The 26,839-nt window shown below is 69.1% G+C and carries 21 protein-coding genes and 1 tRNA gene; 12 read left to right on the plus strand and 10 right to left on the minus strand.

Going from position 1 to position 26,839, the window contains the following annotated elements:
* Nucleotides 1-31: 31 nt before the first annotated feature.
* Nucleotides 32-1,096: a CDP-6-deoxy-delta-3,4-glucoseen reductase gene (locus ACSFA2_RS06565; RefSeq protein WP_435454512.1), complete on the minus strand. Its 1,065-nt coding sequence runs from the start codon at nucleotides 1,094-1,096 to the stop codon at nucleotides 32-34.
* A 40-nt stretch (nucleotides 1,097-1,136) separates the two neighbouring features.
* On the opposite strand from ACSFA2_RS06565, the gene ACSFA2_RS06570 reads away from it, so the two are divergent.
* The 4 genes from ACSFA2_RS06570 (at nucleotide 1,137) to ACSFA2_RS06585 (ending at nucleotide 6,555) form a co-directional block, all read left to right on the plus strand.
* Entirely contained in the window at nucleotides 1,137-2,066 is a 930-nt protein-coding gene (locus tag ACSFA2_RS06570; RefSeq protein ID WP_435454513.1) for an SDR family oxidoreductase, read from the plus strand.
* Nucleotides 2,067-2,134: 68 nt separating this feature from the next.
* Nucleotides 2,135-3,388, plus strand: a complete 1,254-nt coding sequence (locus ACSFA2_RS06575; protein ID WP_435454514.1) for a cation:proton antiporter — start codon at nucleotides 2,135-2,137, stop codon at nucleotides 3,386-3,388.
* A gap of 17 nt (nucleotides 3,389-3,405) precedes the next feature.
* Complete coding sequence (locus ACSFA2_RS06580; RefSeq protein ID WP_435454515.1) at nucleotides 3,406-4,890, plus strand: sensor domain-containing diguanylate cyclase; 1,485 nt, start codon at nucleotides 3,406-3,408, stop codon at nucleotides 4,888-4,890.
* Between the two features lie 15 nt (nucleotides 4,891-4,905).
* Nucleotides 4,906-6,555 carry a putative bifunctional diguanylate cyclase/phosphodiesterase gene (locus tag ACSFA2_RS06585; protein WP_435454516.1) on the plus strand — a complete coding sequence of 550 codons (1,650 nt, stop codon included), beginning with the start codon at nucleotides 4,906-4,908 and terminating at the stop codon, nucleotides 6,553-6,555.
* Between the two features lie 27 nt (nucleotides 6,556-6,582).
* Here ACSFA2_RS06585 and ACSFA2_RS06590 read toward each other — a convergent pair whose 3' ends face one another.
* From ACSFA2_RS06590 to bcsD, 6 genes are all read right to left on the minus strand, one after another.
* Nucleotides 6,583-10,863, minus strand: coding sequence for a cellulose biosynthesis protein BcsC (locus ACSFA2_RS06590; protein WP_435454517.1), 4,281 nt, complete (start codon nucleotides 10,861-10,863; stop codon nucleotides 6,583-6,585).
* Nucleotides 10,839-12,020 (minus strand): cellulose synthase complex periplasmic endoglucanase BcsZ, encoded by a 1,182-nt coding sequence (bcsZ, locus tag ACSFA2_RS06595; protein ID WP_435454518.1) that lies wholly within the window; start codon nucleotides 12,018-12,020, stop codon nucleotides 10,839-10,841. Before bcsZ ends, ACSFA2_RS06590 begins: the two co-directional genes overlap by 25 nt.
* On the minus strand, nucleotides 12,017-14,299 hold the full coding sequence (gene bcsB / locus ACSFA2_RS06600) for a cellulose biosynthesis cyclic di-GMP-binding regulatory protein BcsB (RefSeq protein WP_435454519.1): 2,283 nt from the start codon (nucleotides 14,297-14,299) through the stop codon (nucleotides 12,017-12,019). The genes bcsZ and bcsB overlap by 4 nt, the downstream gene beginning before the upstream one ends.
* A gap of 32 nt (nucleotides 14,300-14,331) precedes the next feature.
* Complete coding sequence (bcsA, locus tag ACSFA2_RS06605) at nucleotides 14,332-16,509, minus strand: UDP-forming cellulose synthase catalytic subunit (RefSeq protein WP_435454520.1); 2,178 nt, start codon at nucleotides 16,507-16,509, stop codon at nucleotides 14,332-14,334.
* A gap of 67 nt (nucleotides 16,510-16,576) precedes the next feature.
* Nucleotides 16,577-16,930: a hypothetical protein gene (locus ACSFA2_RS06610; protein ID WP_435454521.1), complete on the minus strand. Its 354-nt coding sequence runs from the start codon at nucleotides 16,928-16,930 to the stop codon at nucleotides 16,577-16,579.
* Nucleotides 16,927-17,403 (minus strand): cellulose biosynthesis protein BcsD, encoded by a 477-nt coding sequence (gene bcsD / locus ACSFA2_RS06615; RefSeq protein ID WP_435454522.1) that lies wholly within the window; start codon nucleotides 17,401-17,403, stop codon nucleotides 16,927-16,929. The genes ACSFA2_RS06610 and bcsD overlap by 4 nt, the downstream gene beginning before the upstream one ends.
* A 199-nt stretch (nucleotides 17,404-17,602) precedes the next feature.
* Here bcsD and ACSFA2_RS06620 point away from each other — a divergent pair, with 199 nt between their 5' ends.
* Nucleotides 17,603-17,782, plus strand: a complete 180-nt coding sequence (locus tag ACSFA2_RS06620) for a DUF3606 domain-containing protein (RefSeq protein ID WP_435454523.1) — start codon at nucleotides 17,603-17,605, stop codon at nucleotides 17,780-17,782.
* Nucleotides 17,783-17,934: 152 nt separating this feature from the next.
* Entirely contained in the window at nucleotides 17,935-18,150 is a 216-nt protein-coding gene (locus tag ACSFA2_RS06625; RefSeq protein ID WP_435454524.1) for a hypothetical protein, read from the plus strand.
* 94 nt (nucleotides 18,151-18,244) lie between these two features.
* On the opposite strand, the gene ACSFA2_RS06630 is transcribed toward ACSFA2_RS06625, so the two are convergent.
* Nucleotides 18,245-18,329 (minus strand) — tRNA-Leu (locus ACSFA2_RS06630).
* Nucleotides 18,330-18,370: 41 nt separating this feature from the next.
* Between ACSFA2_RS06630 and cysM the strand changes: the two genes are divergently transcribed.
* The 4 genes from cysM to ACSFA2_RS06650 all read left to right on the plus strand — a co-directional run bounded on the left by cysM (nucleotide 18,371) and on the right by ACSFA2_RS06650 (nucleotide 21,268).
* Nucleotides 18,371-19,273: a cysteine synthase CysM gene (gene cysM / locus ACSFA2_RS06635; protein ID WP_435454525.1), complete on the plus strand. Its 903-nt coding sequence runs from the start codon at nucleotides 18,371-18,373 to the stop codon at nucleotides 19,271-19,273.
* A 16-nt stretch (nucleotides 19,274-19,289) separates the two neighbouring features.
* Nucleotides 19,290-19,829: an NUDIX domain-containing protein gene (locus ACSFA2_RS06640; RefSeq protein ID WP_435454526.1), complete on the plus strand. Its 540-nt coding sequence runs from the start codon at nucleotides 19,290-19,292 to the stop codon at nucleotides 19,827-19,829.
* Between the two features lie 29 nt (nucleotides 19,830-19,858).
* Nucleotides 19,859-20,086, plus strand: a complete 228-nt coding sequence (locus ACSFA2_RS06645) for a sulfurtransferase TusA family protein (RefSeq protein WP_435454527.1) — start codon at nucleotides 19,859-19,861, stop codon at nucleotides 20,084-20,086.
* Nucleotides 20,087-20,152: 66 nt separating this feature from the next.
* A complete protein-coding gene (locus tag ACSFA2_RS06650) occupies nucleotides 20,153-21,268 on the plus strand; it encodes an SGNH/GDSL hydrolase family protein (protein ID WP_435454528.1) in 1,116 nt (371 codons plus the stop codon).
* Here the strand turns inward: ACSFA2_RS06650 and galU are convergent.
* Nucleotides 21,249-22,136 (minus strand): UTP--glucose-1-phosphate uridylyltransferase GalU, encoded by an 888-nt coding sequence (gene galU / locus ACSFA2_RS06655; RefSeq protein WP_435454529.1) that lies wholly within the window; start codon nucleotides 22,134-22,136, stop codon nucleotides 21,249-21,251. The genes ACSFA2_RS06650 and galU overlap by 20 nt on opposite strands.
* A gap of 55 nt (nucleotides 22,137-22,191) precedes the next feature.
* Nucleotides 22,192-25,080, minus strand: a complete 2,889-nt coding sequence (locus ACSFA2_RS06660; protein WP_435454530.1) for a valine--tRNA ligase — start codon at nucleotides 25,078-25,080, stop codon at nucleotides 22,192-22,194.
* 129 nt (nucleotides 25,081-25,209) lie between these two features.
* Between ACSFA2_RS06660 and yaaA the strand changes: the two genes are divergently transcribed.
* Both yaaA and ACSFA2_RS06670 read left to right on the plus strand, forming a co-directional pair.
* Nucleotides 25,210-25,995, plus strand: a complete 786-nt coding sequence (gene yaaA, locus ACSFA2_RS06665) for a peroxide stress protein YaaA (protein WP_435454531.1) — start codon at nucleotides 25,210-25,212, stop codon at nucleotides 25,993-25,995.
* Entirely contained in the window at nucleotides 25,992-26,837 is an 846-nt protein-coding gene (locus ACSFA2_RS06670; RefSeq protein ID WP_435454532.1) for a 2OG-Fe(II) oxygenase, read from the plus strand. Before yaaA ends, ACSFA2_RS06670 begins: the two co-directional genes overlap by 4 nt.
* Nucleotides 26,838-26,839 lie beyond the last annotated feature (2 nt).

The following is a 26,839-nucleotide window of genomic DNA, read 5'->3' on the forward strand; positions in this document are numbered from 1 at the left end:
TTGTCGTCCGTCGTTCAGGAAAAGAGGGTGGTCAGGGAAGGGCCTTGTCGGCTTCCGTCGTGAAGGCGTCCGCGTAGAACTCGTCTTCCGGCAGGCCGGCCTCGGCCACGTAGTCGCGCTTGGCCGAGTCGACCACGATCGGCGCGCCGCAGGCGTACACCTGGTAGCCCGACAGGTCGGCGAAGTCCTCGAGCACGGCACGGTGGACGAAGCCGGTGCGGCCGGTCCAGTTGTCGTCGGGCACGGCGTTCGACACCACCGGCACGTAGGTCAGATTCGGCATCTCGGCCATCTGCGTGCGCAGCCAGTCGTCCATGTACAGGTCTTCGGGCCGGCGGCCGCCCCAGTACACGGTGGCGGGCCGGTCGATGCCTTTGAACTTCATGTGCTCGATGAGCGCCTTGATCGGCGCGAAGCCGGTGCCCGAGGCAAGCATCACGATCGGCTTGTCGGAGTCCTCGCGCAGGAAGAAGCTGCCGTACGGCCCTTCGATGCGCAGGATTTCCTTCTCCTTCATCGCGCCGAAGACGTGATCGGTGAACTTGCCGCCGGGCAGGTGGCGGATGTGCAGTTCGATGCCGGTGCCGGGCTCGCTCAGCGTGTGGGGTGCATTGGCCATCGAGTAGCTGCGGCGTGCGCCGTCGCGCAGGAGGAATTCGACGTACTGGCCGGCATGGAACTGCAGCGGCTCGCCGGCCGGCAGCTGCAGCCGCACCATCATCACGTCGTGCGAGAGCTTGGACAGCGCCAGCACGCGCGAGGGCATCTTGCGGATCGGGAAGGCGCCGGCTTCGGTCACCTGGCGCGATTCGAGCATCACGTCGCTGGTCGGCTTCGCGCAGCAGGTCAGCACGAAGCCGGCGAGTTCTTCCTCGGCGCTCAGCGCCTTGCTCTGGTGCGGCCCGTGGGCGACTTCGCCCGAGAGCTTGCGGCACTTGCAGGAGCCGCAGGCGCCGTCCTTGCAGCCGTAGGGCAGGCCGATGCCCTGGCGGATGCCGGCAGCGAGGATGGTTTCGTCGCCCTGGGCGGTGAACTGTCGTCCACTGGGCTCGACAGTGATCTGGAAGCCGGCCTCGTGCGGGGGTGCGCTCGTCATGGGTATTCTTCGGGTTCGTCTCAGCGGGAAGCCCTCGATTTTGCCCTCAATCCACAACCCTTCCGGCGCGCTGCCCGCGCGCTTCCGACGGCAACGCGTGCTGATCGTCGGTTGCGGCGACATCGGCCTGCGTGCGGCGTCGTTGCTGCGGGGCCGGGTGCAGGTGCTGGCGGTGACCTCGTCGCCCGAGCGCGTGGCCGCCCTGCGCGCGGCCGGCGTGCGGCCGCTGGTGGCCGATCTGGATGCGCCTGCGAGCCTGCGCCGGCTGGCCGGCCTGGCCGACCGGGTGCTACATCTGGCGCCGCCGGCCAACGTCGAAGGTGCCGGCTGGTGGCGCGACGCGCGCACCACGGCGCTGGTGCGGGCGCTGCACCAGCGCTCGCTGCCGGCCGCACTGGTCTACGGTTCGACCAGCGGCGTCTACGGCGACTGCGGCGGCGCCCGCATCGACGAGACGCGCGCCGTGCGCCCGCACACGCCGCGGGCGCACCGGCGCGTCGACGCCGAGCGCGCCGTGCGCTGGCTGGGGCGGTCCGGCGTGGCGACGCGCATCCTGCGCATCCCCGGCATCTACGCACCCGACCGCGCGGGCGGCACGCCGCGCGAGCGCCTGCGCAAGGGCACGCCGGTGCTGCGCAGCGAGGACGACGTCTACACCAACCACATCCATGCCGACGACCTGGCGCGCATCTGCGTGGCGGCGCTCTGGCGCGGCGGCACGCAGCGTGTCTTCCACGCCAGCGACGACACCGAGCTCAAGATGGGCGACTACATCGACCTGGCCGCCGATCTGTACGGCGTGCCACGGCCGCCACGCATCGCGCGCGACGCCGCGCAGGCACAGCTGCCCGTGTCGCTGCTGAGCTTCATGGGCGAATCGCGGCGCCTCGACAACGGGCGCCTCAAAAAGGAGCTCCGCGTGCGCTTGCGCCATCCGACCGTCGCTTCCGGATTGCGGCGCGCTTCTTGAATGCGGCGACGGACATAATCCCTCTCGGATGTTTGTGAACGAATGTCAGAGATTCCCCCGCCCACCGTATGCCCACGACGCAACTTTCCGTCTACTTCTTCCTGCAGATCGCCGTGATCATCACGGTCTGCCAGCTTGTCGGCCGCCTGGCACAGAAGCTCGGGCAGCCGCAGGTGGTGGGCGAGATGATCGCCGGCGTCGCGCTGGGCCCATCGCTGCTGGGCCTGGCTTTCCCGGAGCTCCAGCGTGCGCTGTTCCCGAAGGAGACGCTGGGCATGCTCTATGTCGGCGGGCAGCTGGGCGTGGGCATGTACATGTTCCTCGTGGGCACCGAATTCCGCGCCGACCATTTCAAGAGCCGCTTCCGCAGCGCGGTTGCGGTGTCGGCGGCCGGCATCTTCGTGCCTTTCGTGCTGGCCTTCGCGCTGATCCCCTGGCTGCTCACCATCCCCGGCCTGTTCTCGGCCAAGGCCAAGCCGCTCGAAGCGGCGCTGTTTCTGGGCGCAGCCATTGCCATCACGGCCTTCCCGATGCTGGCGCGCATCATCCATGAGCGCGGCCTGGCCGGCACCTCGCTGGGCACGCTGGCGCTCACCGCCGGTGCGGTCGACGACGCGGCCGCCTGGTGCATCCTGGCCATCGTGCTGGCGAGCTTCGGCGGCCAGTGGGGCGGTGCCTATGCCGCGATCGGCGGCGGCATCGTCTATGCGCTCTTCATGATCTTCATCGGTTCGCGCTTGCTCAAGCGGCTGGCCGCCTACGTACGGCCCGACGCGCCCCTGAGCTCCACCATGCTGGCCACCGCGCTGGTCCTGTTCGCGCTGAGCGCCTTCGCCATGGACGCCATCGGCATCCACGCCGTGTTCGGCGGCTTCCTGCTCGGTGCGGTGCTGCCGCGCGGCGCGCTCACCGAAAAGCTGCGCGCGCAGCTGCAGCCCTTCGTCGTGGTCTTCCTGCTGCCGATGTTCTTCACCTATTCCGGCCTCAACACCCGCCTGGGCGTGCTGCTGGACCCGGGCATCCTGCTGGCGGCGGTCGCGATCCTGGCGGCCTCGTTCTGCGGCAAGGGCATCGCCTGCTGGGCCGCGGCACGCGCGTCCGGCGAGAGCAACCGCGACGCGATGGCGATCGGTTCGCTGATGAACGCCCGCGGGTTGATGGAGTTGATCATCATCAACATCGGCCTGCAGGCCGGTGTGATCGAGCCGGGTCTTTTCTCGATCCTGGTCCTGATGGCGATCCTGACCACACTGATGGCCACGCCGTTGTTCAACTGGGTGACGCGTGCGCCCAAGGCCCCCGCTGTGCGGGCGCCTGTCTGAGCCGAAGAAAAGCAACCATGTCCCAGCTGACCGATTTCGAGTCCATGTTCGATCTGGCGCCGGTGTCGCTGTGGGTGGAGGACTTCAGTGCGGTGCGACGGATCTTCGAGCGCTGGCGCGCCGAAGGCGTCGAAGACCTGATCGCCCATCTGCGGGCCGACCCGGCGCGCGTGGGCGAGTGCATGTCGTCGATCCAGGTGCTGAAGGTCAACCAGACCACGCTCGACCTCTTCGGCGCGGCCGACCACGCGGCGCTGGTCGCCGGCCTCGGCCAGATCTTCAGTGGCGACATGGCCGAGCTGATGACCCACGAACTCGACCAGCTCTGGCAGGGCAAGCTGCTCTACGAGAACACCACGGTCAACTACACGCTCGACGGCCGCCGGCTCGACGTGCAGCTGCGTGTGCGCATCCTGCCGGGCCATGAAGCGACTTGGGAGCGCGTGCTGGTGTCGCTCGACGACATCACGGCGCGCATGAAGGCCGTGCGCGAACGCGAGGCCAGTGCGCAGTACGCGCACGGCCTGTTCGAGCATTCGCCGGTGTCGCTGTGGGTGGAAGACTTCAGCGCGGTCAAGAAGCTGTTGGACGACATCCGCCAACGCGGCATCACCGACTTCAACACCTTCCTCAAGGTGCATCCGGAATTCGTCACCCGCTGCATCGAGGAGATCCGGGTGATCGACGTCAACCGCGAAACGCTGCGCATGTTCGCGGCCGACGACCGGCGCATGCTGCTCGAGAACATCCCGCGCATCTTCCGCGACGAGATGCGCGACTCCTTCGCCGAACAGCTGCAGGACCTGTGGGCCGGCAAGACGCTGCAGCACCGCGAGGTGATCAACTATTCGCTCAGCGGCGAGCTGGTCAACATCCACATGCAGTTCGCGGTGCTCGAGGCGCATCTGCACGACTGGAGCATGGTGCTGGTGTCGCTGATGGACATCACGGCGCGCAAGAAGGCCGAGGCCTACCTCGAGTACCTGGGCAAGCACGACGTGCTGACGCAGCTGCGCAACCGCACCTTCTACACCGAGGAGCTCAACCGCCTGAACCGCAAGGGGCCGTGGCCGGTGTCGGTGCTGCTGATCGATCTCAACGGCTTGAAGCAGGTGAACGACGAGGATGGCCATGCGGCCGGCGACGCGCTGCTGCGCCGTGTCGGCGAGGTGCTCGGCCAGGCGGTCGAGAGCCCGGCCTGGCCGGCGCGGGTCGGCGGCGACGAATTCGCCGTGCTGATGCCCGCCACCGACGAGCGTGGCGCCGAGACGGTGCGCGAGCGCATCCTGTCGATGGTCGACCTCAACAACCAGTTCTACGCCGGCCGCAGCGGCCACGTGCTGAGCCTGGCGATCGGTATCGCGAGCTGCGAAGTGGGCGAGCCGCTGGAGAACGCCCTGATGCGTGCCGACAAGGCGATGTACCGCGACAAGGCGCTGCACTACGAGACCCATGTGAAACGTCGCAACGGCGACGTGCCGTCCCCGACGCCGCCGGTCTGAGTCGACAATCCCACCGTGTCGACCCCCTCCATGCTCGCCCGCACCCTGTCCGGCCACCTCACGATCTGCGAGGGCCAGATCCTGTGGGCCGACGAGGATGCCCATCAACTGCTGGGCTATCCCGTGGGAGCGCTGATCGATCTGCCGTTCTCCGACGTGTGCACCAATGCCTCCGGCATCCCGGTGCCGGCCCGCGGCGGCGTCGATGGCCCCGACCTGCTGCTCAAGGCGCATGACGGCAGCACCGTGCGCGTCGATGCGCGGGCCGAGCGCATGGACGACTTCTGCGTGCTCTGGTCGTTCAGCCCGGTCGCCCGCGGCGCACGGGCCGGCCGGATCGACTTCCTGGCGCGCCACGATGCGCTCACCCGGCTGCCCAACCGTATCCCGGCGGTCGAGGAACTGCGCGAGCGACTGAACCTGCGCGACGGGCGTCTGCTGGCCGTCTGCTACCTGGACATCGACCGCTTCCGCGACGTCAACGACCGCTTCGGCCCGATGGGCGGCGACACCGTGCTGCGGGAGGTGGCGCGCCGCCTGAAGGCCGGCCTGCCGCACGAGGCCGTGGTCGCGCGCGTCGGCGGCGACGAATTCGCGCTGGCGGTGTCCGTCGGCAGCCGGCAGCAGTGCGAGAACCTGGTGGCCCAGCTGCTCGCGCGGCTGGCGCACCCGTTCCGGCTGAAGGACGACACCGCCCGCTTGCGCGCCAGCGTGGGTGTGGCGCTGATGGCCGACGCCGAGCAGCCGACCGAAGTGATGCTGCAGCACGCCCAGCACGCGGTCTTCTTCGCCAAGCGCGCCGGCGGCAGCCAGCTGCATTTCTTCGATGCCAGCCAGGCACTGGAAGAACAGGAATCGCTGGAGCTTCGGCGTGCCATGGCCGAAGGCATGGCGCGCGGCGAGTTCTGGCTGGCCTACCAGCCCAAGGTGGACATGCGCTGCGGCCGTGTCATCGGCGCCGAGGCGCTGATCCGCTGGCGGCATCCGGCCTACGGCCAGCTGCAGCCGGGCGACTTCATCCCGCACATCGAGAACCACGAACTGGTGGAGCAGCTGGGCGACTGGGCCATCGGCGAGGCCCTGCGCCAGGCCGCGGCCTGGCAGGCCGCCGGCACCGGCACCGGCACCTCGGTGAGCGTGAACATCAACCCGCGCCAGATGCAGCGGACCGACTTCATCGAGCGGCTCGGCGAACACCTGGCGCGCTACCCGGGGCTGCCGGCCGGCACGCTCGAGCTCGAGATCCTCGAGACCAGCGCGATCAAGGACTTCGCCACCGTCACCCGCTTCATCGAGGCGTGCAAGTCCTTCGGCGTGCCGGTGGCGATGGACGACTTCGGCACCGGCTATTCGTCGCTGACGTACCTGCGCCGGCTGCCGGTGGCGGCGCTCAAGCTCGACCAGTCCTTCGTCAACGGCGTGATCGACAACGCCGAGGACCAGGCGATCGTCAAGGGCATCCTGCTGCTGGCCCAGGGACTCGGCCTGAAGGCCATCGCCGAAGGCGTGGAGTCGGTGGCGCACGGCGCCGCGCTGATGGCGCTGGGCTGCACCTTGGGCCAGGGCTACGGCATCGCACGGCCCATGGAGCCCGATGCCTTGCCGGGCTGGATCGCCGACTACGAGCGCGACCCGCTCTGGGGCCGCGCCGGGGACTGCAGCTGAGCCGGGCCCGCGCGGCGGGCGGTCGGATCAGAGCAGCGGCGTGTAGGGCGAACTCAGCGGACTGAACCCCGGCGTCGCCGCCGCATTGCCCAGGATGCTGGAGCCGCCGAACAGGTAGCGCAGGTAGATGCTGCCGGTCAGCTGCCGGTAGTTCTGCGCGTTGTTCAGGCCCAGCGCACCGCCCAGGTAGAGCTGCGGCGCGAGCTGGTATTCGAGAACGCCCGCGAAGTTGTAGGCCAGGCCCGTTTCGGTGCTGCCGGCGTACATGCCGTTGTAGCCCGGGCCCGTGAGGTTCAGGCCGCTGGCCAGTCCGGCCATCGTGTAGCTCACGTTCTGCCGCACCGCGTCGGTCGGGAAGTAGGGCGAATCGTTCTGCGTGAACGACTGCACGCCGAGCGATGCATTGACGCGCCACGACAGCCGGTTGGCGCGCCCGCTCCAGTCCACCGGGAAGGCCACGCTCACGTAGCGCTGCGGGCTGAAGTAGCCGCCGTGCCCGAAGGTGAAGTAGCTCAGGTTCTTGTCGTAGTGCATCAACCCGATGTTCATGCCGGCGGTGAGGTTCGAGCCGGTGCCGCGCAGGATGTGCATGTACATGCCGCCGCCGACTTCGGCGCGGTTGTTGTCCGCCACGTTCAGACCGGTGAGCACGCCATAGGACCCGTAGCCATACAGGCCATACGTGCCGTCGTCGCGCGTCACGTCCATGCGTGCGCCGCTGGCGACCACGCCGCCCCATTTCTGACCGGTCAGCGGGTCCTTGGTGCCCGCGAAGGACAGCAGGCTGTCGGTGATCGGGCGGCGAGAGAGTTCTCCCTTGAGCGACAGGGTGTCGGTGACGGCGCCGCCGTAGCTCACGCTGCCGATCACGTTGGTCTCCTGGAAGCCCAGCGGCGTGGTGCCCACGCTGGCGTTCAGGTTCTTGCCTTCGTAGCCGACCGCCAGGCCGACGCCGCTGGCGTTCTGCGAGCCCGGCGCGGTCGTGTTCAGCACCGAGTCCGCGAGTCCGCCGAGGGGTCCTTCGCCGAAGCGGCTGCGCGTGGCGTAATCGCCCGACAGCTTGCCGGCATCGATCACGGTCGGCGTGGCGCTCACGACCATCTTGCCTTCGCCGACCGGCATGCGCGCCTGCACCGGCACCTGCAGGTCGGTCAGGCGGCTGAGACCGCCCTCACCGGCGCGGTTGCGGTAGACGGTGCCCGCGGTGATCGTCGGGCTGCGGTCGACTTCCAGCGCCTGCAGTTCGGATTGCAACGGGCTGACCGGCTGCGATGCGTTGCGCAGGCCGCCGCTCCAGTTGCTGTCGCCTGAAATGCTCGACGTGGCCGAGCCCGGAAATGGCTCGCTGTTGCTGCCAGGGACCGGCAGCGGATAACCGCCAGCCAGCGTGCCGGGTGCGGCCGACGGTTGCGGTGAGAAGGGCGTTGCAGCCAAAGCCGGAGGGGCTGCTGCCGGGGTGCTGCGGTTCGTCGTGGCAGCGTTGCGTCGCGCCGCCGTGCCGCCGGCGACCGGCGCCGGTGCGCGCGTCGACGTGTCGGCCCATGGCAGGCCGGCGGTGCTGGTGGGCGCGTTGACGTTGCCGTAGGTGGCAGGCGCCGGCTGCGTCGCGACCGGGTACGCCGCCTGCGCGGGCAGGGATACCGGCATCGACACCGGCTGCATCGCAGCGCCGCCCAGCACCATCGCCGCCGAGGGCGCGCCGCCGGTCATGCCGGCGAAGGGGTTGGCCGCCGGTGCCGGCGCAGCGCCGGGCACCGGCGTGCGGGCCTGTCCGCTGGCGAGCCGGTTCTCGGCCGCGACGGCGGCGCGCAGGTACTGCTCGGCGCGGCCGTTGTCGCCCGCATTGCGGTACACGCGGCCGGCCGCGGCCAGCGTGCGCGACTGGTCGGGCGCCTGTTTGAGCGCGGCGAGCACGTAGGCCTCGGCGTCGCCGTGCTCCTTCAGCGCGCTGGCGCTGGCGGAAGCGGCCAGCAGCGTGTCGAGGTCCGTCGGACTGCGCTGCAGGATGCGCTGGTACAGCGCCAGCGCCTGGCGCTCGTCGCGCGCCGCGGAATAAAGCCGCGCCAGCGCGGCCATCACGCCGGGGTCGTTGGCCCGCTCGGCCAGCACCGGCGCCAGCGCGTTGTAGGCGGCTTCGAGGTTGCCCATCTCGCGCAGCGCATCGGCCTGGCGCAGGCTCCAGGCGGTGCGCAGGTTGTCGAAGTCGCTGCGCTGCGCGGCGGTCATCTGCGTGGCCTGCAACTGGCGCAGCACGGCCGTGAGTTCCACGTCCTGCTTGGTCTTCATCAGGATCGACGCGTACAGCAGCCGGTCGCCGATGCTCGGGTTGGGGCCGCGTGAGAGCAGTTGCCGGCTCATGGCCAGCGCGCGCGGCGCGTCGCCGATCTCGGCATAGGCGGTGGCGAGGTCGCCCCACATCTCGGCCGGCATGTCGCGGCCCAGCGTCGCCTCGGTCTGCTGCAGCACGTTGCGCGCGACCGCCGGCTGGCCCTGCTTGGCGAGCGCGATCGCCTGCTGCGTCTGGCCCTGCGCCCACAGCTTGCGCTGCAGCTGCGTCATGTCGCGGGTGCGGGCTGCGGCGGGCACCTTTTCGAGGTACTGCAGGCCGGCCACCGGGTCGCCAGCATCGGAGGCCAGCAGCGCGCTCGCGTAGAGCGCGTCGGGCATGTCGGGTTGCGACATCAACAGGCCGTCCATCACGCCGCGCGCCTGCGGCATCAGGCCCTGGCGGCGGTAGATGTTGGCCAGGTCGAGCCGCAGCCACGGGCTGTCGGGGTTGGCGAGCATCGCGTCTTCCAGCGTGCGCTGGGCGCCGGCGGCGTCGCCGCGCTCGTTCTGCTGGCGCGCCACGGCGCGCACCTGCTCGACGCGCACGTTCTGCAGCCCGCCGATCTGCGCCGCCTGCTCGGGCGTGAGCTTCTGCGACAGCGCCAGCGCTTCCTCGGCACGGCCCTGTCGCGTGTAAACGTTGATGAGCCCGCGCAGCGCCTGCGCGTCGTTCGGCTTGGCTTCCAGCACGCGCTTGTAGCCCTGCTCGGCGGCCGGCAGTTCGCCCTGGGCTGCACGCAGGTCGGCCAGCGCGATCTGGCCGACCGGCTCGCGGGCGTCGAGCCGCACCGCGCGCTCCAGCAGCGCCTGCGCTGCGGCCAAGTCGTTGCGGTCGCGTGCCGTGTTGGCCTGGCCGACCAGGTTCCAGTAGGTCGCACTCTGCAGGGCCGAAGCCCACTTGCGCGCACCCGTGCGGCTGGCCTGTTCGAGGTAGTCCTGCGCCTGGGCGAAGCGCTCCTGGCGCAGCCGGATCAGGCCCATGCCGCCGAGCGCTTCCGAGTCGCCGGGCTGCACCCGCAGCGCCTGCTGGAAGCGTGCTTCGGCGGTGGTCGTGTCGCCGCGGTCGAGCGCGCGGTAGCCTTCGCCGAGCGGCTGGGCCGCGGGCGACACGGGCGTCGCGGCGGTGTCGGGCTTGGTCAGGCTCTCGAGCCGGGCGGTGACGGCCGGGTCGCTCTGGCCGTCCAGGTAGGCCTCGTACAGCGGCGCGTCGGGCGCCCGCGCGTCGAGCCAGATCAGCGCCTGCCGCCAGCTCGCACGGGCGGCGGTGCCCACGCCGGGCCGCTTGGCCAGGTCGGCCAGCGTGCGGATGCCGTCGCGCCGCGAGGGCTCGCGGTAGGTCTGCAGCTGCGCCAGCGCCAGCTTGTAGTTCAGGTTGTCGGGCTTGTCCTTGACGAGCTGTTCGAGCCCGCGCCGGCCGTCGTCCCAGCCCTGCGGCGTGCCGCCGAGCAGCTGGTAGAACTCGACCGCCAGCGGTTCGGGCGGCGGCCGGTTGTCGAAGATCGCGCGGTAGAGCTGGATGGCTTCGGCGCTGCGCCCGGCCTGGGCCGCGGCGCGGGCGCGCTGCAGGTCGGTCTGCGGGCCGCCGGCCTGCTGGGCGCCTTGCTGGAAGCGCGCCAGGCGGGCGTCGGTCGGGTGCGCGGTGCGCAGGCGGCCGATCCATTCGCGGGCCGCGTCGGGCTTGCTGCGCGCCAGCTCGACCTGCGACATGCCATAGAGCGCATCGGCCGAGTTCGGGTCGACGCGCAGCAGCTTGCGCCAGCTTTCCTCGGCAAGGTCGGCACGGCCCATGCCTTGCCAGTAGTTGCCTTGCTCGATGAGTGCGGCGCTGGCGTCGTTCTGCGCCCACAGCGGGCCGCTGGCGCACAGCGCGCCGACGACGCCCAGGCGGGCGATCCACTGGCCGGCCGTGGGTCGCCGCGCGCCGGGCGGGCGCGGCGAAGGCGTTGCACCGCGCATCAGGCGGTCCGGGTGGATGGGCATGCGGGTCTCCATTGGGGTTGCAGCGCGCCGGTCTTCGTGAAGGCGTAGCGGCCATCGAGCCAGCCTTGGGCGAAGAGCAGCAGCATGCGCTCGTAATAGGGCAGCGGCCTCGGGCCGGCCGGGGCGGTGCCGCCGAGGTCGACCGGAATGCGCGCGAGTTGGGCGGTAAGGACCGACGTGGCGTCCTGCGCCTTCAGGTAGGGCAGCAGCGCGCCGCTGAAGCCCGCGGGGCCGGTGCCGCGCGTGATGCCGGTGCCGGTGTCGACGTACTCGGGCGGCGCCGGGGATTTCTCCAGCGCGCGGCGCGGGCCGTACAGCGACTTCAGCAGTGGCGCGCGTGCCGGCTCCTGCGGGCTGAGCATGCCGGCCCAGAGGTAGACGCGAATCGCGTCGTAGCCGCCGGTCGCGCCCTTGTCGGGGTCGACGACGAAGGCCTTCTGCTCGGTCGACCAGCCGCACCAGTCGGGCACGAAGCCCTGCGGCGCAGTCGCGCCGATCATGCGCACGGTGTTGGCCGCGATCTCGTTCCACGGGCCCGTGGGCTCTTCCTGATGGAAGCGGCGCAGCAGCTGCAGCGGCAGGTAGCTCGCGTTGAGCCGCCAGACCGGCCCCTTGGCAACCGACTTCGGCCAGGGCAGCAGCATGCGGCCGAGGCCGGGCAACACGACGACTTCTTCGCGCACCACCAGCGCGAGCAGCGCGCGACCCAGCGTGCGGTAGCGCGGCTCGTCCCACAGGCGGGCGGCCTCGAGCAGCGCATAGGCGATCCACAGGTCGGCGTCGGACGCCGGGTTGGGGTCGAGCACGCCCCAGCCGCCGTCGGTCTTGCGGCCCCATTGCCAGGCCGGCAGGCGCTGCGCCAGGCTGCCGCCGCCGAGGTTGAATTCGGTCCAGGCCAGCACGCGCTCGAAGTTGCGGCGGTCGTCGTGCACCAGCGCGAAGAACATCGCGTACGACTGTCCTTCGGAGGTCGAATGCTGCTGCGGCGTGTCGAAGTCGATCACGCGGCCGTCGGGCTGGATGTGGCGTGCCGCGAAGCTGGTCCAGTCGCCCATCGGCATGCAGCCGCCCAGCGAGGTCTGCGCCTGCGCGGGCAGGCCCGAGAGCATGGGCCCGAGCAAGGCCGTAGCGAGCGCGTCGCGTCGTCGGATCGTCATGGCCGCAGTCGCTTGCGGGCGCGCGCCTGCAGGCTGGCGTAGGCCGCGGCTGCGCCGAGCAGCGCCACCAGCAGCGCACCGCCGGCCAGCAGCAGCGGGCTGCGCGAGAGGTTCCATTGCAGCCAGGCCCAGGGCGGCAGGCGGCCGACGTAGTAGCTGTCGCCGGCCAGCAGGCTGTTGACCTGCGCGCCGCGCACGATCGCGGTGCTGCCCTGGATGCGCTGCAGCAGCTCGGGGGTCATCAGCGCATTGAGCAGCGAGGGCTGCGACGCCGCGTTGGTGACCACGGCGACCACGCTGCGCCCGGCGCGCAGCGGCGACTCGAAGCCCGCCAGCACCGCGTCGCTGCCGTCTTCGGCCACGGTCATCTGCACCGTGCTGGGCAGGTCCTCGCGCTGGCGCGTGCCGGTGATGAGGTGCAGGTTGTCGTCGATCCACTCGCCCAGGCTGAAGGTCTGCGCGGGCGACGCCCCCTTGCGCTGCAGCGGCATGCGCGCGGCCCACTCGATGAAGAGCGGCTGGTTCTGCAGGCTGCCGATGACGAGCAGGTCGCGGTCGGCGTGCTGCGCCACGTTGGCCGCGCGGGTCACCGCCACGCGCAGGGCCGGGTAGCCGGTTGCGTTGCCGAACTGGCCCAGCAGCGCCAGGTAGGTTTCGGCATCGGCCGCGCCGGGCTGGTCGGGCAGCACCACCGCCGTCTCGGCCAGGTCGGCCAGGCGCGAGAAGGGGAAGCCGCTGTTGGCGTAGGCGGCCAGCTCGGGCATGGCGATGTAGTGCGGGAACTTCGAGATGTCGATCGTCGACGTCGGGTCGATCGCGCCGCGCACGTTGTCCAGCAGCGTCTGGCAGTTGCCGGCCGCGGGCTGGAAGTAGTAGTGCATGCGCAGCTGGCTGCGTGAGCCCAGCGCCAGCGGCGGCAGCAGCACCTCGCGCCGCTGGGCGATCACGCCGTCGGGCAGCAGCTTGGTCGCGAGCGGGTTCCACCAGCGGTCGCCGCCCGGGTTCGCGGTGCGCAGGGGCAGCGAGCCGATGAAGCTGTCGTCGACGCTCACGTTGAGCGTCGACTGGTCGTTGCGCACCCGTGGCGTGTAGCGGTAGTGCAGGTCGAGCGGGATGCCGCGCGAACGCCAGGTGAACAGGTCCGGCGGCATCTGCAGGTTGACCTTGACCACGTCCGGCGAATAGCCGCTCACGTTGAGGTCGGCCGCCTGCGTCAGCTCGCCGAGCTGCACCGGGCGGTCGCTCGCGATCCAGCGCGGCGCGTCGTAGGGCTTGCGCGCCGGGATCTCCTGCAGGCTCGGGATGGTGACGCTGGCGCCGGTGAAGGTGCGCGCGTTCAGCGTGAGCGCGGTGGCCGCGCTGCGCAGTTCGCCGGGGTTGCGGCCCATCACCAGCAGCAGCTTGCGCGTGGCGTCCTGCGGGTGGTCGATGACCGTCACCGTCGGGCCGGCGATGGCCGGCAACGTGAGGCCGGGGATGGCGGTCTCGGGCGTGGCGAACACCACGGCGTTGGCCGCGGGCAGGGCATCGCTCGACACCGGGAAGGTCGCGCCGCGGTAGCCCGCGAGCGCGCCGAACCACGACGACACGATGCCGGCCACTTCGAGCGTGGTCGACGACGGCGTGCCGCCGAAGACGAAGGGGATGCTCGCGCGGCGCACGTCGCGCCGGTCGAAGAAGGGCTGCGGCAGCACCGCGAGATCGCTCGCGGTCTTCAGCGGCACGACGTTCAGCCGCAGCGTGCTCGACGCGTCGACCTTGGCCCAGAGGCTGCTGTGCTGCGGGTCTTCGCACTCGCGCGTGTAGTGGCCGACCAGCTCGACGTTGATGCGGTTGAAATCGGTGACCAGGCGGCGGTCAATCGGGATGTCGGCGGTCTGCGGCTTGCCGGCGCCGTCGCGCGGCAGCGCGATCGTCGACACCAGCACGTCGTTGACGCTCACCTTGAGGTGCGACAGCTCGGGAATCAGCGACGGCGAGTAGGCGTAGTTCAGCCGCAGGCCGGCGCTGGTGACCAGTTCGTCCGCGCGCACGCTGAACGGGATGCCGACGGTGCCGTTCACGCCGCGCAGCTGGATGGCGTAGTTGAGCCCGAGCTGGGTCAGCGTGGATTCGCGGGCGGTGCCGGCAGGCGCCGTGGCCACTGCAGGTGCGGTTGCAGGCGCGGCAGTGGGCGCCATGGCAGCCGGTGCCTGCGCCGCGGCCGGGTCGGCGGCACCGCCGGCCCACGCCAGCAAGGCCACCAGCACCGCGGCAGCGCGCACCGCGTGAGGCGGCATCGAAGAAGAACGAGCGAAAGCGGCCGGCATCATCAGGTGGGTTCCTTGGCGCCGACGGCGGCCTGCGTCGAGCGGGAAGCGGCCGGGCGCAGCTTGCGCAGGCCGGCACGGTAGTAGTGGGTGAACATGTCCTTGAAGCCGATCGCGCTGATGCGCGCGATGTGGCCGATCACGCGGTGCACCGCGGCGCGCGGGTGGTTGCCCCAGCGCGCGGCCCAGATGTCGGCACGGGCGGTCGTGCATTGCACCAGCGCGCGTTCCTGCTCGAAGCTCAGCGGCGCGAAGGCCAGGCCCAGCCGCTTGCCGCGGCTGAAGCGTACGGTCGCGGGAAAGCGGAACTCGGTCTCGCCGCGGTAGAGCGCCACCTCGAGCGGCGCGTCCTGCGCCAGCGACAGGTCGGCCGGCAGGTCGAGCCCGAGGCCGCCGGTCGAGAAGTCGGAGGTCTGGCCCTGCAGCGCCTGGCCGTCGGGCAGGACCAGCGTGGCTGGGATCTGCAGCGTGATGCGGTGCGCGTTGCGCAGCTGCCGCGTCTCGTTGGCGGCCGCCACGCAGGCGCCCAGGATCACCAGGTTGTAGAAGGTCCAGGCCAGGTTCAGCCAGACCGTGGCGATGTTGTCGTCGTCGACCCAGGTCAGGCGCCACAGGCCGGCCGCCACGCCCAGGAAGTTGAGCGCCAGCAGGAACAGGCTGGCCTTGGCGATGCTGGTGTCGAAATACTCTTCCTGGATCAGCCCGCCCTTGGCCGTCACGTTGAAGCTGCCCAGCTTGGGGTTGATCAGCGCCACCAGCGTGGGCCGGAAGATGTACCAGGCCAGCACCGCCTCGTACACCTCGTTCCAGAACAGGTAGCGAAAGCGCCCCTGGATGCGGCTGTTGGTGAGGTTGGCGTGGAAGATGTGCGGGAGCGCGTAGGCGAAGATCATCGAGGCCGACGCGTGGATCACGCTGGCGCCGAAGAACAGGTAGGCCAGCGGGGCGGTCAGGTAGATCAGGCGCGGCAGGCCGTACAGAAAGTGCAGCATCGCGTTGACGTAGCACAGGCGCTGCGCCCACTGCAGCCCGCGGCCGAACAGCGGGTTGTCGATACGGAAGATCTGCGCCATGCCGCGCGCCCAGCGGATGCGCTGGCCAACGTGGCCCGAGAGGCTCTCGGTCGCCAGGCCCGCGGCCTGCGGGAGCGCCAGGTAGGCGGTGTTGTAGCCCAGGCGGTGCATCTTGAGCGCGGTGTGCGCGTCTTCGGTCACCGTCTCGACCGCGATGCCGCCGACCTCTTCGCAGATCGTGCGGCGCAGCACCGCGCAGGAGCCGCAGAAGAAGGTCGCGTTCCAGAGGTCGTTGCCGTCCTGGATCAGGCCGTAGAACAGCTCGCCCTCGTTGGGCACCGTGCCGAAGGTGCCGAGGTTCTTCTCGAAGGGGTCGGCCGAGAAGAAGTAGTGCGGCGTCTGCACCATGCCCAGCTTCGGGTCCTTGCCGAACCAGCCCATCGCGATCTGCAGGAAGGAGCGCGTGGGGATGTGGTCGCAGTCGAAGATCGCGATGAACTCGCCGGTGGTGTGCTTGAGCGCCGCGTTGATGTTGCCGGCCTTGGCATGGCGGTTGTTGTCGCGGGTGACGTGGCTCACGCCGACCGCCTCGCAGAACACGCGGAATTCCTCGCGCCGGCCATCGTCGAGCACGAAGATCTTGAGCTTGTCACGCGGCCAGTCGATCGACTGCGCGGCCAGCACCGTGGCGCGCACCACCGACAGCGGTTCGTTGTAGGTCGGGATGAACAGGTCGACCGTGGGCCACTGCGTGACGTCGTCGGGCATCGCGACCGGCTTGCGCTCCAGTGGCCAGGCGGTCTGCACGTAGCCCAACAGCAGCACCACGAAGGCGTAGACCTCGGCGACCAGCAGGCCGGCGCCCAGAATCAGGTCCAGCGGGTTGTCCATGACCATCGTCTCGGTCACGCGCCAGTACATGTAGCGCGACGACGCGATCACCGACAGGAAGATCATGGCCAGCGTCGCGAAGCGTCCGCCGAAACGGTTGATCACGAGCGCGGCGATGAAGATCGCCACCGCCAGCGCGAGCTGCTGGTTCATCGTGAGCGGCGCGATGATCACCGCGACCAGCAAGACCGCCGTCACGACCCAGGCGACGGCGCGCAGCCAGGGAAGCCGGCCGAGCAGCGGCGTGTCGGTCGAGGCCGGGGCGTTGGATGTCATGGGTGCACCTGCGCAGAGAGAAAAGCGGGCGCCATGGGGCGCCGCACGAGCACCGGGATCACCGGCATCAGCCTGGCTTGCGCCAGTGAGCCATCAGGCCAGGGGCCACGGGTGCCGGGACCGGCGTGCAGGCATCCAGACGCGCGAACAGCCGATCGAGTTCGCGCAGGGCCGAAGGCACCACAGGCGCCTCGTTGGCCGCGACCGGCAACGGCTCGGCGGCGGGCTGGACGACCGGGGGCGTCACGGGCGCTGCCGGGGGCGGTGCCAGAGCATGCAGCGATGGGGCCGGGGCCGGCGCGGCAGGGTGCGTGGCGCCGGGAATGTCGGTCGGCGCAAATTCCTTGTACGCCGCCGCGTCGCCGCCGAATTTGCGGAACAGCCCGGTGACATCTTCCTGCTGCGCGTTGGCGTCTTTCATGCGGCGAACTTTCCAAGCGCCAGCCGCACCTGGGTGGCGGCGGCTTCCTCATGGCGGGCCATCGCCTGCACGCGCAGGCCGGCCGGGCTGCCCTGCGCCTGGAACCATGCCTGGTAGGCACCTTCGAGAAAGCCGCTGGTCCAGCCAGCCGCCTCGGCGCCGAAGGCCACGGCCAGCGGGCTGCAGTCGTGAGTGATCGACAGCGTCTCGGCGCCTTCCTCCAGGCGACCGAAACCCCAGCCGATGGACTCCCAGCGCGTGTTGAAGGCCTCTTCGAGCTCGCCCAGCGTGTTGCAGCGCGCCACCGGCAACTCCCGTGCGACGCGTTCGCCGATCCGGGCGAACAGCCGGCGGTTCTCTTCCGGCGGCAGACCGGCACTCAGCTCGATCGCCAGAGCACGGTTGAACGCGAGCCATTGCGCCGAGCAGGCCGTGCGTTCGTAGTAAGCGAGGGCGGGGGATGGAAGCGTCATGAAGCTAAATGCATTGTCACGGCGACAGTGGGCGCTGACAACAAAAGCGATTGGTGACATTGCGGATACGTTTGTTTCAGACAACGCCCGTGTCCGGATCGCTGTCAGCCGGTCGATGGCGTGCCCATGCGTTCTTGTCCGGCAGCGCCGCCGATCACTTCGGGGAATTCTTCTGCGCTCATTCCAGGAGAACCGAGTCATGCACGAACCCACCCCGACCGTCGGCGCCTTCGAGACCCGTTCGGTCGACGTCACGCAGCATCAAGCGCTTGAATACTGGCTCGACACCCTCGGTGTGGATGAACACCAACTCCGGGCGGCTGTCGCCGAAGTGGGTACTTCCGCTCAGGATGTGCGTTGCCATCTCGGCATGCCATGAAGACGCGCCAAAAGTGTTAACCCATTGGTTCTCATATGTGAACTAAAGCGTGACGTTTTACCTTGCAGTGTCGGCCACAATTAAACACAATTGATTACATGGCACACGGCAAAACCTTCCCTCGCAGAGCGCAGACCACCGCTGATCTGCGCATGACGCGTCTGAGCGTCGATGACCTCGACCACATCGCACTGGGCCTGCGTCTGCAGTGCGTGCGCGGTGACCTCAATGCCGGGCTGGTGGCCGACGCCTTGGACTCGGTGGTCCGACGACGCCACGCCGCGCAGATGGCGCGGCCACGTCTGCATGCGAACACCTTCATGTCCTCCGCCTGGCAGCGCGTCACGGCCTGGGCCAGCCTGCGCTGAGCGGAACGAAGTCATCTCGATCAATGGAGCAGCCTTGACGCAGGTTGCTCAGCCATCGGCAGCAACCGATGTGCCCGCCATCGACAGGAGCCGATGGTGCCCGGGGCCGGAATCGAACCGGCACGCCTTGCGGCGGGGGATTTTGAGTCCCCTGCGTCTACCAATTTCACCACCCGGGCACGGGAAGAGTGCAGCCGAAAATTATGGCACAGTGCTCGGCATGAAGTACCCGACCATCGAAGACGCGATCGGCAAGACCCCGCTCGTCGCCCTGCAGCGCATCGACGCGACCGAGAATGCACAGCGCGGCAACGTGATCCTCGGCAAGCTCGAGGGCAACAATCCGGCGGGTTCGGTGAAGGACCGCCCGGCGCTGTCGATGATCCGGCGCGCCGAGGAGCGCGGCGAGATCAAGGCCGGCGACACGCTGATCGAGGCGACCTCCGGCAACACCGGGATCGCGCTGGCGATGGCCGCGGCCATCAAGGGCTACCGCATGGTGCTGATCATGCCGGAGGACCTGTCCGTCGAGCGCGCCCAGACCATGAAGGCCTTCGGCGCCGAACTCGTGCTCACGCCCAAGAGCGGCGGCATGGAATACGCCCGCGACCTGGCCGACCAGATGGTCGTGCAGGGCAAGGGGCGGGTGCTCGACCAGTTCGCCAATCCCGACAACCCACGCATCCACTACGAGACGACCGGGCCCGAGATCTGGGACGACACGCAGGGCAAGGTCACGCACTTCGTGAGCGCCATGGGCACCACGGGCACCATCACCGGCGTCTCGCGCTTCCTGAAGGAAAAGAACCCGGCGATCCGGATCGTCGGCGCGCAGCCCGAAGAGGGCTCGCGCATTCCGGGCATCCGCAAGTGGCCGCAGGAATACCTGCCCAAGATCTACGACCCGAGCCGTGTCGACCAGGTGGTGAACGTCAGCCAGGACGACGCCGAGGAGATGGCGCGGCGTCTCGCGCGCGAGGAAGGCATCTTCGGCGGCATCTCGGCGGCCGGCGCACTGTGGGCGGCCCTGCAGATCGCCAAGACGGTCGAGAACGCGACCATCGTCTTCGTGGTGTGCGACCGCGGCGACCGCTACCTCTCGACCGGCGTGTTCCCCGCCTGATCGCCCGAGTTCGACCGTGTTCCAGCCCACCTACTGCCCGGCCTGCGCAACGCCGCTCGCGCACATCGAACTCGTCGAAGACAGCGGCCCGACAACGCGACTGCGATGCCCCGCCTGCGACTGGACGCACTGGAACAACCCGACCCCCGTGCTCGCCGCCATCGTCGAATACCGCGGGCAGGTTCTGCTGGCGCGCAATGCGGCCTGGCAACACCAGATGTACGCGCTCATCACCGGCTTCATGGAAGCGGGTGAGACGCCGCAAGGTGGCATCGCACGCGAGGTGAAGGAAGAGACGAACCTCGACGTGAGCGAGGTGAACCTCGTGGGCGTCTACGATTTCCAGCGCATGAACCAGGTGATCATCGCGTACCACGTGGTGGCCGATGGCGAGGTGGCCCTGTCGCCCGAACTGGTCGACTACCGGCTGTACGACCTGTCCGCGCTCAAGTGCTGGCCCGCGGGCACGGGGTATGCATTGGCGGACTGGCTGCGCGCCCGCGGGTACGAGCCCGAATTCGTCGAGTGGCCGCGCCCGGCGCCGTCGACCTCTTGAACATTCTTTCCGCTGATTCCAGGAACGCCATGCACATCCACCGAGAACTCGACACGCGCGGCCTCAATTGCCCGTTGCCGATCCTGAAGGCCAAGCGCTCGCTCAACGACATGCAGAGCGGCGAACTGCTGCGGGTGGTGTCGACCGACGCCGGATCGCTGCGCGACTTCCAGGCTTTCGCCCGCCAGACCGGCAATGACCTGGTCGAGCAGCAGACCGTCGGCACGGAGTACATCCACGTTCTGCGGCGCCGGTGACACCTCCATGAGCCGGCCCCTCTTTCCATCGCTGCCGGCCCGGTGGTCCGTGGCCGAGGCCCGCCCATGAGAATGGTCGTGCAGATCGCCTTCATCGTTCTCGGCCTCGCCGCCGCTGCGGCCCTGATGCTGTGGGACAACGGCGTGCCCGACGCGGTGGCCGACCGCGTGGTTCCACCCAAGGCCATCCCGCTGGCGATCATGGGCGATTCGAACAGCCATGCCTACCAGGACCGACTGAACTTCTCGGTCGAGTCGGGGCAGCGCGGTGGCGTCAACCAGGAACGCACGTTCAACTGGGTCGAGGTGCTGGCGCGGCTGCGTGGCGATGAGATCGACGTCGGCCCGTGGGTGACCTGGGGCCGCTCGGGTGTGATGGTCCGGCTGCTCGACCTGCTCCACCTCCCGGTCGGCCGCGCGCCGCGCAAGGAAGACTACCTCTACAACTTCGCCTTCTCGGCGATGGGCTGCAAGGAGCTGATGGAAGGCAAGTTCCGGCAGGCGCCGCGCCTGGTCGCGCTGATGGACCGTGAGCCCGAGCGCTGGCGCCGGGGCGTGGTGCTGATCCGCACCGGATTGGGCGAGTGGTCGCAGTTCATGGACCTGCAGGCCAAGGATCCGAACGCGCCGGAACTGCAGCCGGTGATCGATGGCTGCGTGAAGTACGTCGGTGACGCCATCGGGCTCATCCACGCCACGCACCCGGCCACGCGCATCGTCGTGGTGGGTGTGGTGAACGAGGCGTCCGACCCGCTGTACTTCGATCGCTGGCAGAACGCGCTCGAGTTCGGGAACATCGAGAAGGCCCTCGGCCGCCTCAATGGGGCCCTTCGGCAGATGGCCGAGGCGCAGCCGAACACCCTGTTTTTCGACGACCAGGCCTGGGTCCTGGCGCGCTGGGGGTCGCGCCCGTCCAACGGCATGCCGGTCTACAAGACCGTCACCATCGGCGGCACGTTGCACGTGACGAACACGGCCGGAGACGGCCCGAACCACGCGATCATGGAGGACCACCATTCGGGCCTGGCCTACAACGCGTTGTGGGCCCAATCGCTGGTGTCGAGTCTGAATGCCGGTTTCGGCCTGTCCCTCACCCCCATCACCGACCAGGAGGTGGCCCGGTTCGTGTTGCCGCTGGCCGACGCCTCGCTCGGCGCCGCGCTCAGAGCGCCAGGGTCTTGAGGTACTCGCGGAACTGTCCGCCCACTTCGGGGTGGGCCAGGGCCAGTTCGACCGTCGCCTGCAGGAAGCCTTCCTTGCTGCCGCAGTCGTAGCGCGTGCCCTTGTAGGCATAGGCGTAGACGGCTTCCTTCTTCATCAGCGCGGCGATGCCGTCGGTCAGCTGGATTTCGCCACCGGCCCCCTTGGGCTGGTTGCGGATCTCGGCGAACACGCCCGGCGTGAGCACATAGCGGCCGGCCACGCCCAGGCGCGAAGGGGCCTGTTCGGGCGACGGCTTCTCGACCATCTTGTTGACCTTGACCAGGCCTTCGTCGATGGTGTCGCCGGCCACGATGCCGTAGCGCTTGACCTGGTCGAGCGGGACTTCCTGCACGGCCAGCAGCGAGCGGCCCAGCTGGGCGAAGGCGGCGGTCATCTGGGCCATCACCGGCTGGCCGTCGACCGGGCCGACCATCAGGTCGTCGGCCAGCAGCACGGCGAAGGGCTCGTTGCCCACCAGGTGCTCGGCGCACAGCACCGCGTGGCCCAGGCCCAGCATGCGTGGCTGGCGCACATAGGAAACGGTCATGTCGTCCGGCATCACCGAGCGGGCGATGTTCAGCAGCGCGGTCTTGCCGCTGGCTTCGAGCTGGCTTTCCAGTTCGTAGGCGGTGTCGTAGTGGTCTTCGATGGCGCGCTTGTTGCGGCCGGTGACGAAGATCATGTCGCGGATGCCGGCGGCATAGGCTTCCTCGACGGCGTACTGGATCAACGGCTTGTCCACCACCGGCAACATTTCCTTGGGCTGGGCCTTGGTGGCCGGCAGGAAGCGGGTGCCGAAACCGGCCACGGGGAAGACGGCTTTGCGGATGCGCGTGGTATTGGACATGGATGAAGGAAAAAGTGAATACGGAATGGTACGTGGATCCCGGGGCCGCGGTGTGTCAGCCGAGGCGCATAAGCTGATCGGCCAGGCGCGCGGCCAGCGCGGTGAAATCCGCCAGCCGCTGACGCTCCTGGGCGATCACGGCAGGCGGCGCCTTGGCCACGAAAGCCTCGTTGCCGAGCTTGCCGTTAACCTTTGTTATCTCACCTTCGATTCGGGCAATCTCCTTGCCGATTCGGACTTTTTCCGCGGCCTTGTCGATTTCCATGTGCAGGCACAGGCGTGCGCCGCCGACCACGGCCACCGGGGCTGCTTCGGCCGCAGCCGCCCAGGCCGCCTCGTCGTCGAACACGCGTACTTCCTTGAGTTTGGCCAGCGCCTGCAACACCGGTGCCGCTTCGCGCAGGAAGGCGCTGTCGGCGGCATCGTCCGCCACCGCATACAGCGGCAGGCGCGTCGCCGGCGACACGTTCATTTCGCCGCGCAGCGTGCGGCAGGCGTCGACCAGCGCCTTCAGGCGGGCCACGTGGGCTTCGGCAGCCTCGTCGATCTTCTCCGGCTGGCTCTTCGGATAGGCCGCGACCATGACCGATGCGCCGTCGCGCCCCGCCACCGGGGCGACCTTCTGCCAGAGTTCTTCCGTGATGAACGGGATCACCGGGTGCGCCAGGCGCAGCAGCGTCTCCAGCGTGCGGATCAGCGTGCGGCGGGTGGCGCGCTGCTGCGCGTCGGTGCCGGTCTGGATCTGCACCTTGGCGATCTCCAGGTACCAGTCGCAGAACTCGTCCCAGGCGAACTGGTAGATCGTGGTGGCGACGTTGTCGAGCCGATAGTCCTCGAAACCCTTGGCGACCTCGGCCTCGACGCGCTGCAGGCGTGAAACGATCCAGCGGTCGGCCTGGCTGAACTGCAGGTAGCCGTGCGCCGGACCACCCGGCGCGCAGTCGGCCTTGGTGTGTTCGCGCAGGCCGCAGTCCTGCCCTTCGCAGTTCATCAGCACGAAGCGCGTGGCGTTCCAGAGCTTGTTGCAGAAGTTGCGGTAGCCCTCGCAGCGCTTGCTGTCGAAATTGATGCTGCGCCCCAGCGAGGCGAGCGAGGCGAAGGTGAAGCGCAGCGCATCGGCGCCGAAGGCCGGGATGCCCTCGGGGAATTCCTTCTGCGTGTTCTTGCGCACCGCTGGCGCGGTCTCGGGTTTGCGCAGGCCCTGGCTGCGCTTGTCGAGCAGTTCGGGCAGCGCGATGCCGTCGATCAGGTCGACCGGGTCGAGCACGTTGCCTTCGGACTTGCTCATCTTCTTGCCCTGCGCGTCGCGCACCAGGCCATGGATGTAGACGTCCTTGAACGGCACCTGGCCGGTGAAGTGCTTGGTCATCATGATCATCCGGGCCACCCAGAAGAAGATGATGTCGTAGCCGGTGACCAGCACGTTCGACGGCAGGTAGCGCGCCAGGTCGTCGGTCTTCTCGGGCCAGCCGAGGGACGAGAAGGGCACCAGCGCTGCGGAATACCAGGTGTCGAGCACGTCCTCGTCGCGTTTGAGCTTTTTGCCGGGCGCCTTGGCTTGGGCCTCGGCCTCGTCGTGCGCGACGTACACCTTGCCGTCCTCGTCGTACCAGGCCGGGATCTGGTGGCCCCACCACAACTGCCGCGAGATGGTCCAGTCCTGAATGTTCTCCATCCAGTGGTTGTAGGTGTTGACCCAGTTCTCGGGCACGAAGCGCACCTCGCCCGACTTCACCACGTCGATGGCCTTCTGCGCGATCGAGCTGCCGTCGGCGCCGGGCTTGGTCATGGCCACATACCACTGGTCGGTCAGCATCGGCTCGACCACCGCGCCGCTGCGGGCGCAGCGCGGCACCATCAGCTTGTGCTTCTTGACTTCGACCAAGAGGCCGAGCGCGTCGAGGTCGGCGACGATCGCCTTGCGTGCCACGAAGCGGTCCATGCCGCGGTACTTCTCGGGCGCGTTGTCGTTGATGGTCGCGTCGAGCGTGAGCACGCCGATCATCTCGAGTTGGTGGCGCTGGCCGACGGCATAGTCGTTGTAGTCGTGGGCGGGCGTGACCTTGACCACGCCGGTGCCGAAAGCCTTGTCGACGTAGTCGTCCGCGATGATCGGGATCAGGCGATCCACCAGGGGCAGCTTCACGTGCTGGCCGACCAGGTGCTGGTAGCGCTCGTCTTCCGGATGGACCATCACGGCCGTGTCGCCCAGCATGGTCTCGGGCCGCGTGGTGGCCACCACCAGCGTGCCGCTGCCATCCTCCAGCGGGTAGGCGATGTGCCAGAGCGAGCCGTCTTCTTCCTCGCTCTCGACTTCCAGGTCGCTCACCGAGGTCTTCAACACCGGGTCCCAGTTGCCCAGGCGCTTGCCGCGGTAGATGAGTCCTTCGTCGTAGAGCTTGACGAAGGTGTCGGTGACGACGGCCGAGAGGTCCTCGTCCATCGTGAAGTACTCGCGGCTCCAGTCGACGGTATCGCCCATGCGGCGCATCTGGCCGGTGATGGTGTTGCCGGACTTCTCCTTCCACTCCCACACCTTGGCGACGAAGTTCTTGCGCGCCTCGGCGGGTGTCGGGCCCATGTCGTGGCGGCTGATCTTCTGTTCCTGCAGCTGGCGCTCCACCACGATCTGCGTGGCGATGCCGGCGTGGTCGGTGCCCGGCACCCACAGCGTGTTGTCGCCCTTCATGCGGTGGTAGCGCGTGAGGCTGTCCATGATCGTCTGGTTGAACGCATGGCCCATGTGCAGCGTGCCGGTCACGTTCGGCGGCGGCAGCTGAATGGCGAACGAATCGGCATCGTCCTTGGGCTGCTGGGTGCCGCGGAAGCCCGCCTTGGCGTAGCCGCGCTGCTCCCACTCCGGCCCCCAGTGCGCCTCGATGGCAGCGGGTTCGAAGGATTTGGACAGGCTGTCGAGGCCGGGCTGGGAGATGGGTTCGCTCATGGCGTGCTTCGGAAGGGCGAACGGCACCTCGCGGGTGTCGCTGCGGACAGGATGGGAAGCCTTCAATTTTACCCGGCCCACCCACGGGGCCCGCGGGCCGGTCATGGGGCGCACCCATAATTGCGGCCCATGCTCTTCCTGCTCTCGCCCGCCAAGTCGCTCGACTACGACAGCCCTCTCCCCGACGACCTGCCCGCCACCCAGCCCGTGTTCGAAGGCGCCAAGGGCCCGGCCGCCGAACTGATCGCGCTGATGCGCCAGAAGTCGCCGCAGCAGATCGCCGAGCTGATGCACCTCTCGGACAAGCTGTCGACCCTCAATTTCACCCGCTATGCGGCCTGGTCGCCCAGGGGCACCGCGAAGAACGCACGCCAGGCCGCGCTGGCCTTCGACGGCGACGTGTACGGCGGGCTCGACGCCAGGTCCATGACCGCCGCGCAGCTCGAATGGGCGCAGGACCACGTCTGCATCCTCAGCGGCCTGTACGGCGTGCTGCGTCCGCTCGACCGCCTCCAGCCCTACCGCCTGGAGATGGGCACGCCACTGGCCAACCCGCACGGCAAGGACCTCTATGCCTTCTGGGGCACGCGCATTGCCGACCATCTCAACCAGCGCCTGGTGGCCGACCGCACGCCGGTGGTGATCAACCTCGCCTCGCAGGAATATTTCAAGGCGGTCAACCCGCGCGTGCTCAAGGCGCGCGTGGTCGAATGCGTCTTCCAGGAATGGAAGGCCGGCCAGTACAAGATCGTCAGCTTCTTCGCCAAGCGGGCCCGCGGCCTGATGGCCCGCTGGGCCGTGCTGCACAAGGCGGCCACCCCCAAGGCGCTGGAGAAGTTCAACCTGGAAGGGTATGCCTTCGATGCAGCGGCTTCGCTGCCGGAAAGGCTGGTGTTTCGAAGGAGAACGCAATGACGCAACCGGTGACCCCCGAACTGCGCAGCTGGCTTGTGTCCCAACTCGCCGCGGGGCATTCCGTGGCGGCGCTGCGCCAGTCGATGCGCGCCGCCGGCTGGCAGGACGCCGCGAGCGACGCCGCCCTGGCCGACATCGAACGGGGCATGGCGTCGCCCACGCTGCCGGCCGCGCCGAAGCAGGCCCGCCCGATGCCCGGCCCCGACCTCGACGGCTCGCCGCTCTACCTGGATGCGGGCGACCGCCGGGTGCACGTGCTGCACACCGTCGCGCATCCCCGCGTCGTGGTCTTCGGCGACCTGCTGGCCGACGACGAATGCGAGGCGCTGGTCGCCGCCGCGGCGCAGCGGCTGGCCCGATCGCTCACCGTCGAGACGCAGACTGGCGGCGAGACCCTGAACGTCGACCGCACCAGCGACGGCATGTTCTTCGAACGCGGCGAGAACGAGATCGTCGCCCGCATCGAGCAGCGCATCGCGCACCTGTTGCGCTGGCCGCTGGCCTTCGGCGAAGGCCTGCAGGTGTTGCGCTACGCGCCGGGTGCGGAGTACCGCCCGCACTACGACTACTTCGACCCCGCCGAGCCCGGCACGCCGACCATCCTGCGGCGCGGCGGCCAGCGCGTGGGCACGCTGGTGATGTACCTGCAGGAGCCCGAGCGCGGCGGCGCGACGGTCTTCCCCGACATCGGCCTGGAGGTCGCGCCCAAGCGCGGCACCGCGGTCTTCTTCAGCTACGAGCGGCCCGACCCGGGCACGCGCACGCTGCATGGCGGCACGCCGGTGCTGGCCGGCGAGAAATGGGTGGCAACCAAATGGCTGCGCGAGCGCGAGTTCACATGACG

The organism is Variovorax cryoconiti, from assembly GCF_051216395.1.
Taxonomy (GTDB): domain Bacteria; phylum Pseudomonadota; class Gammaproteobacteria; order Burkholderiales; family Burkholderiaceae_C; genus Variovorax.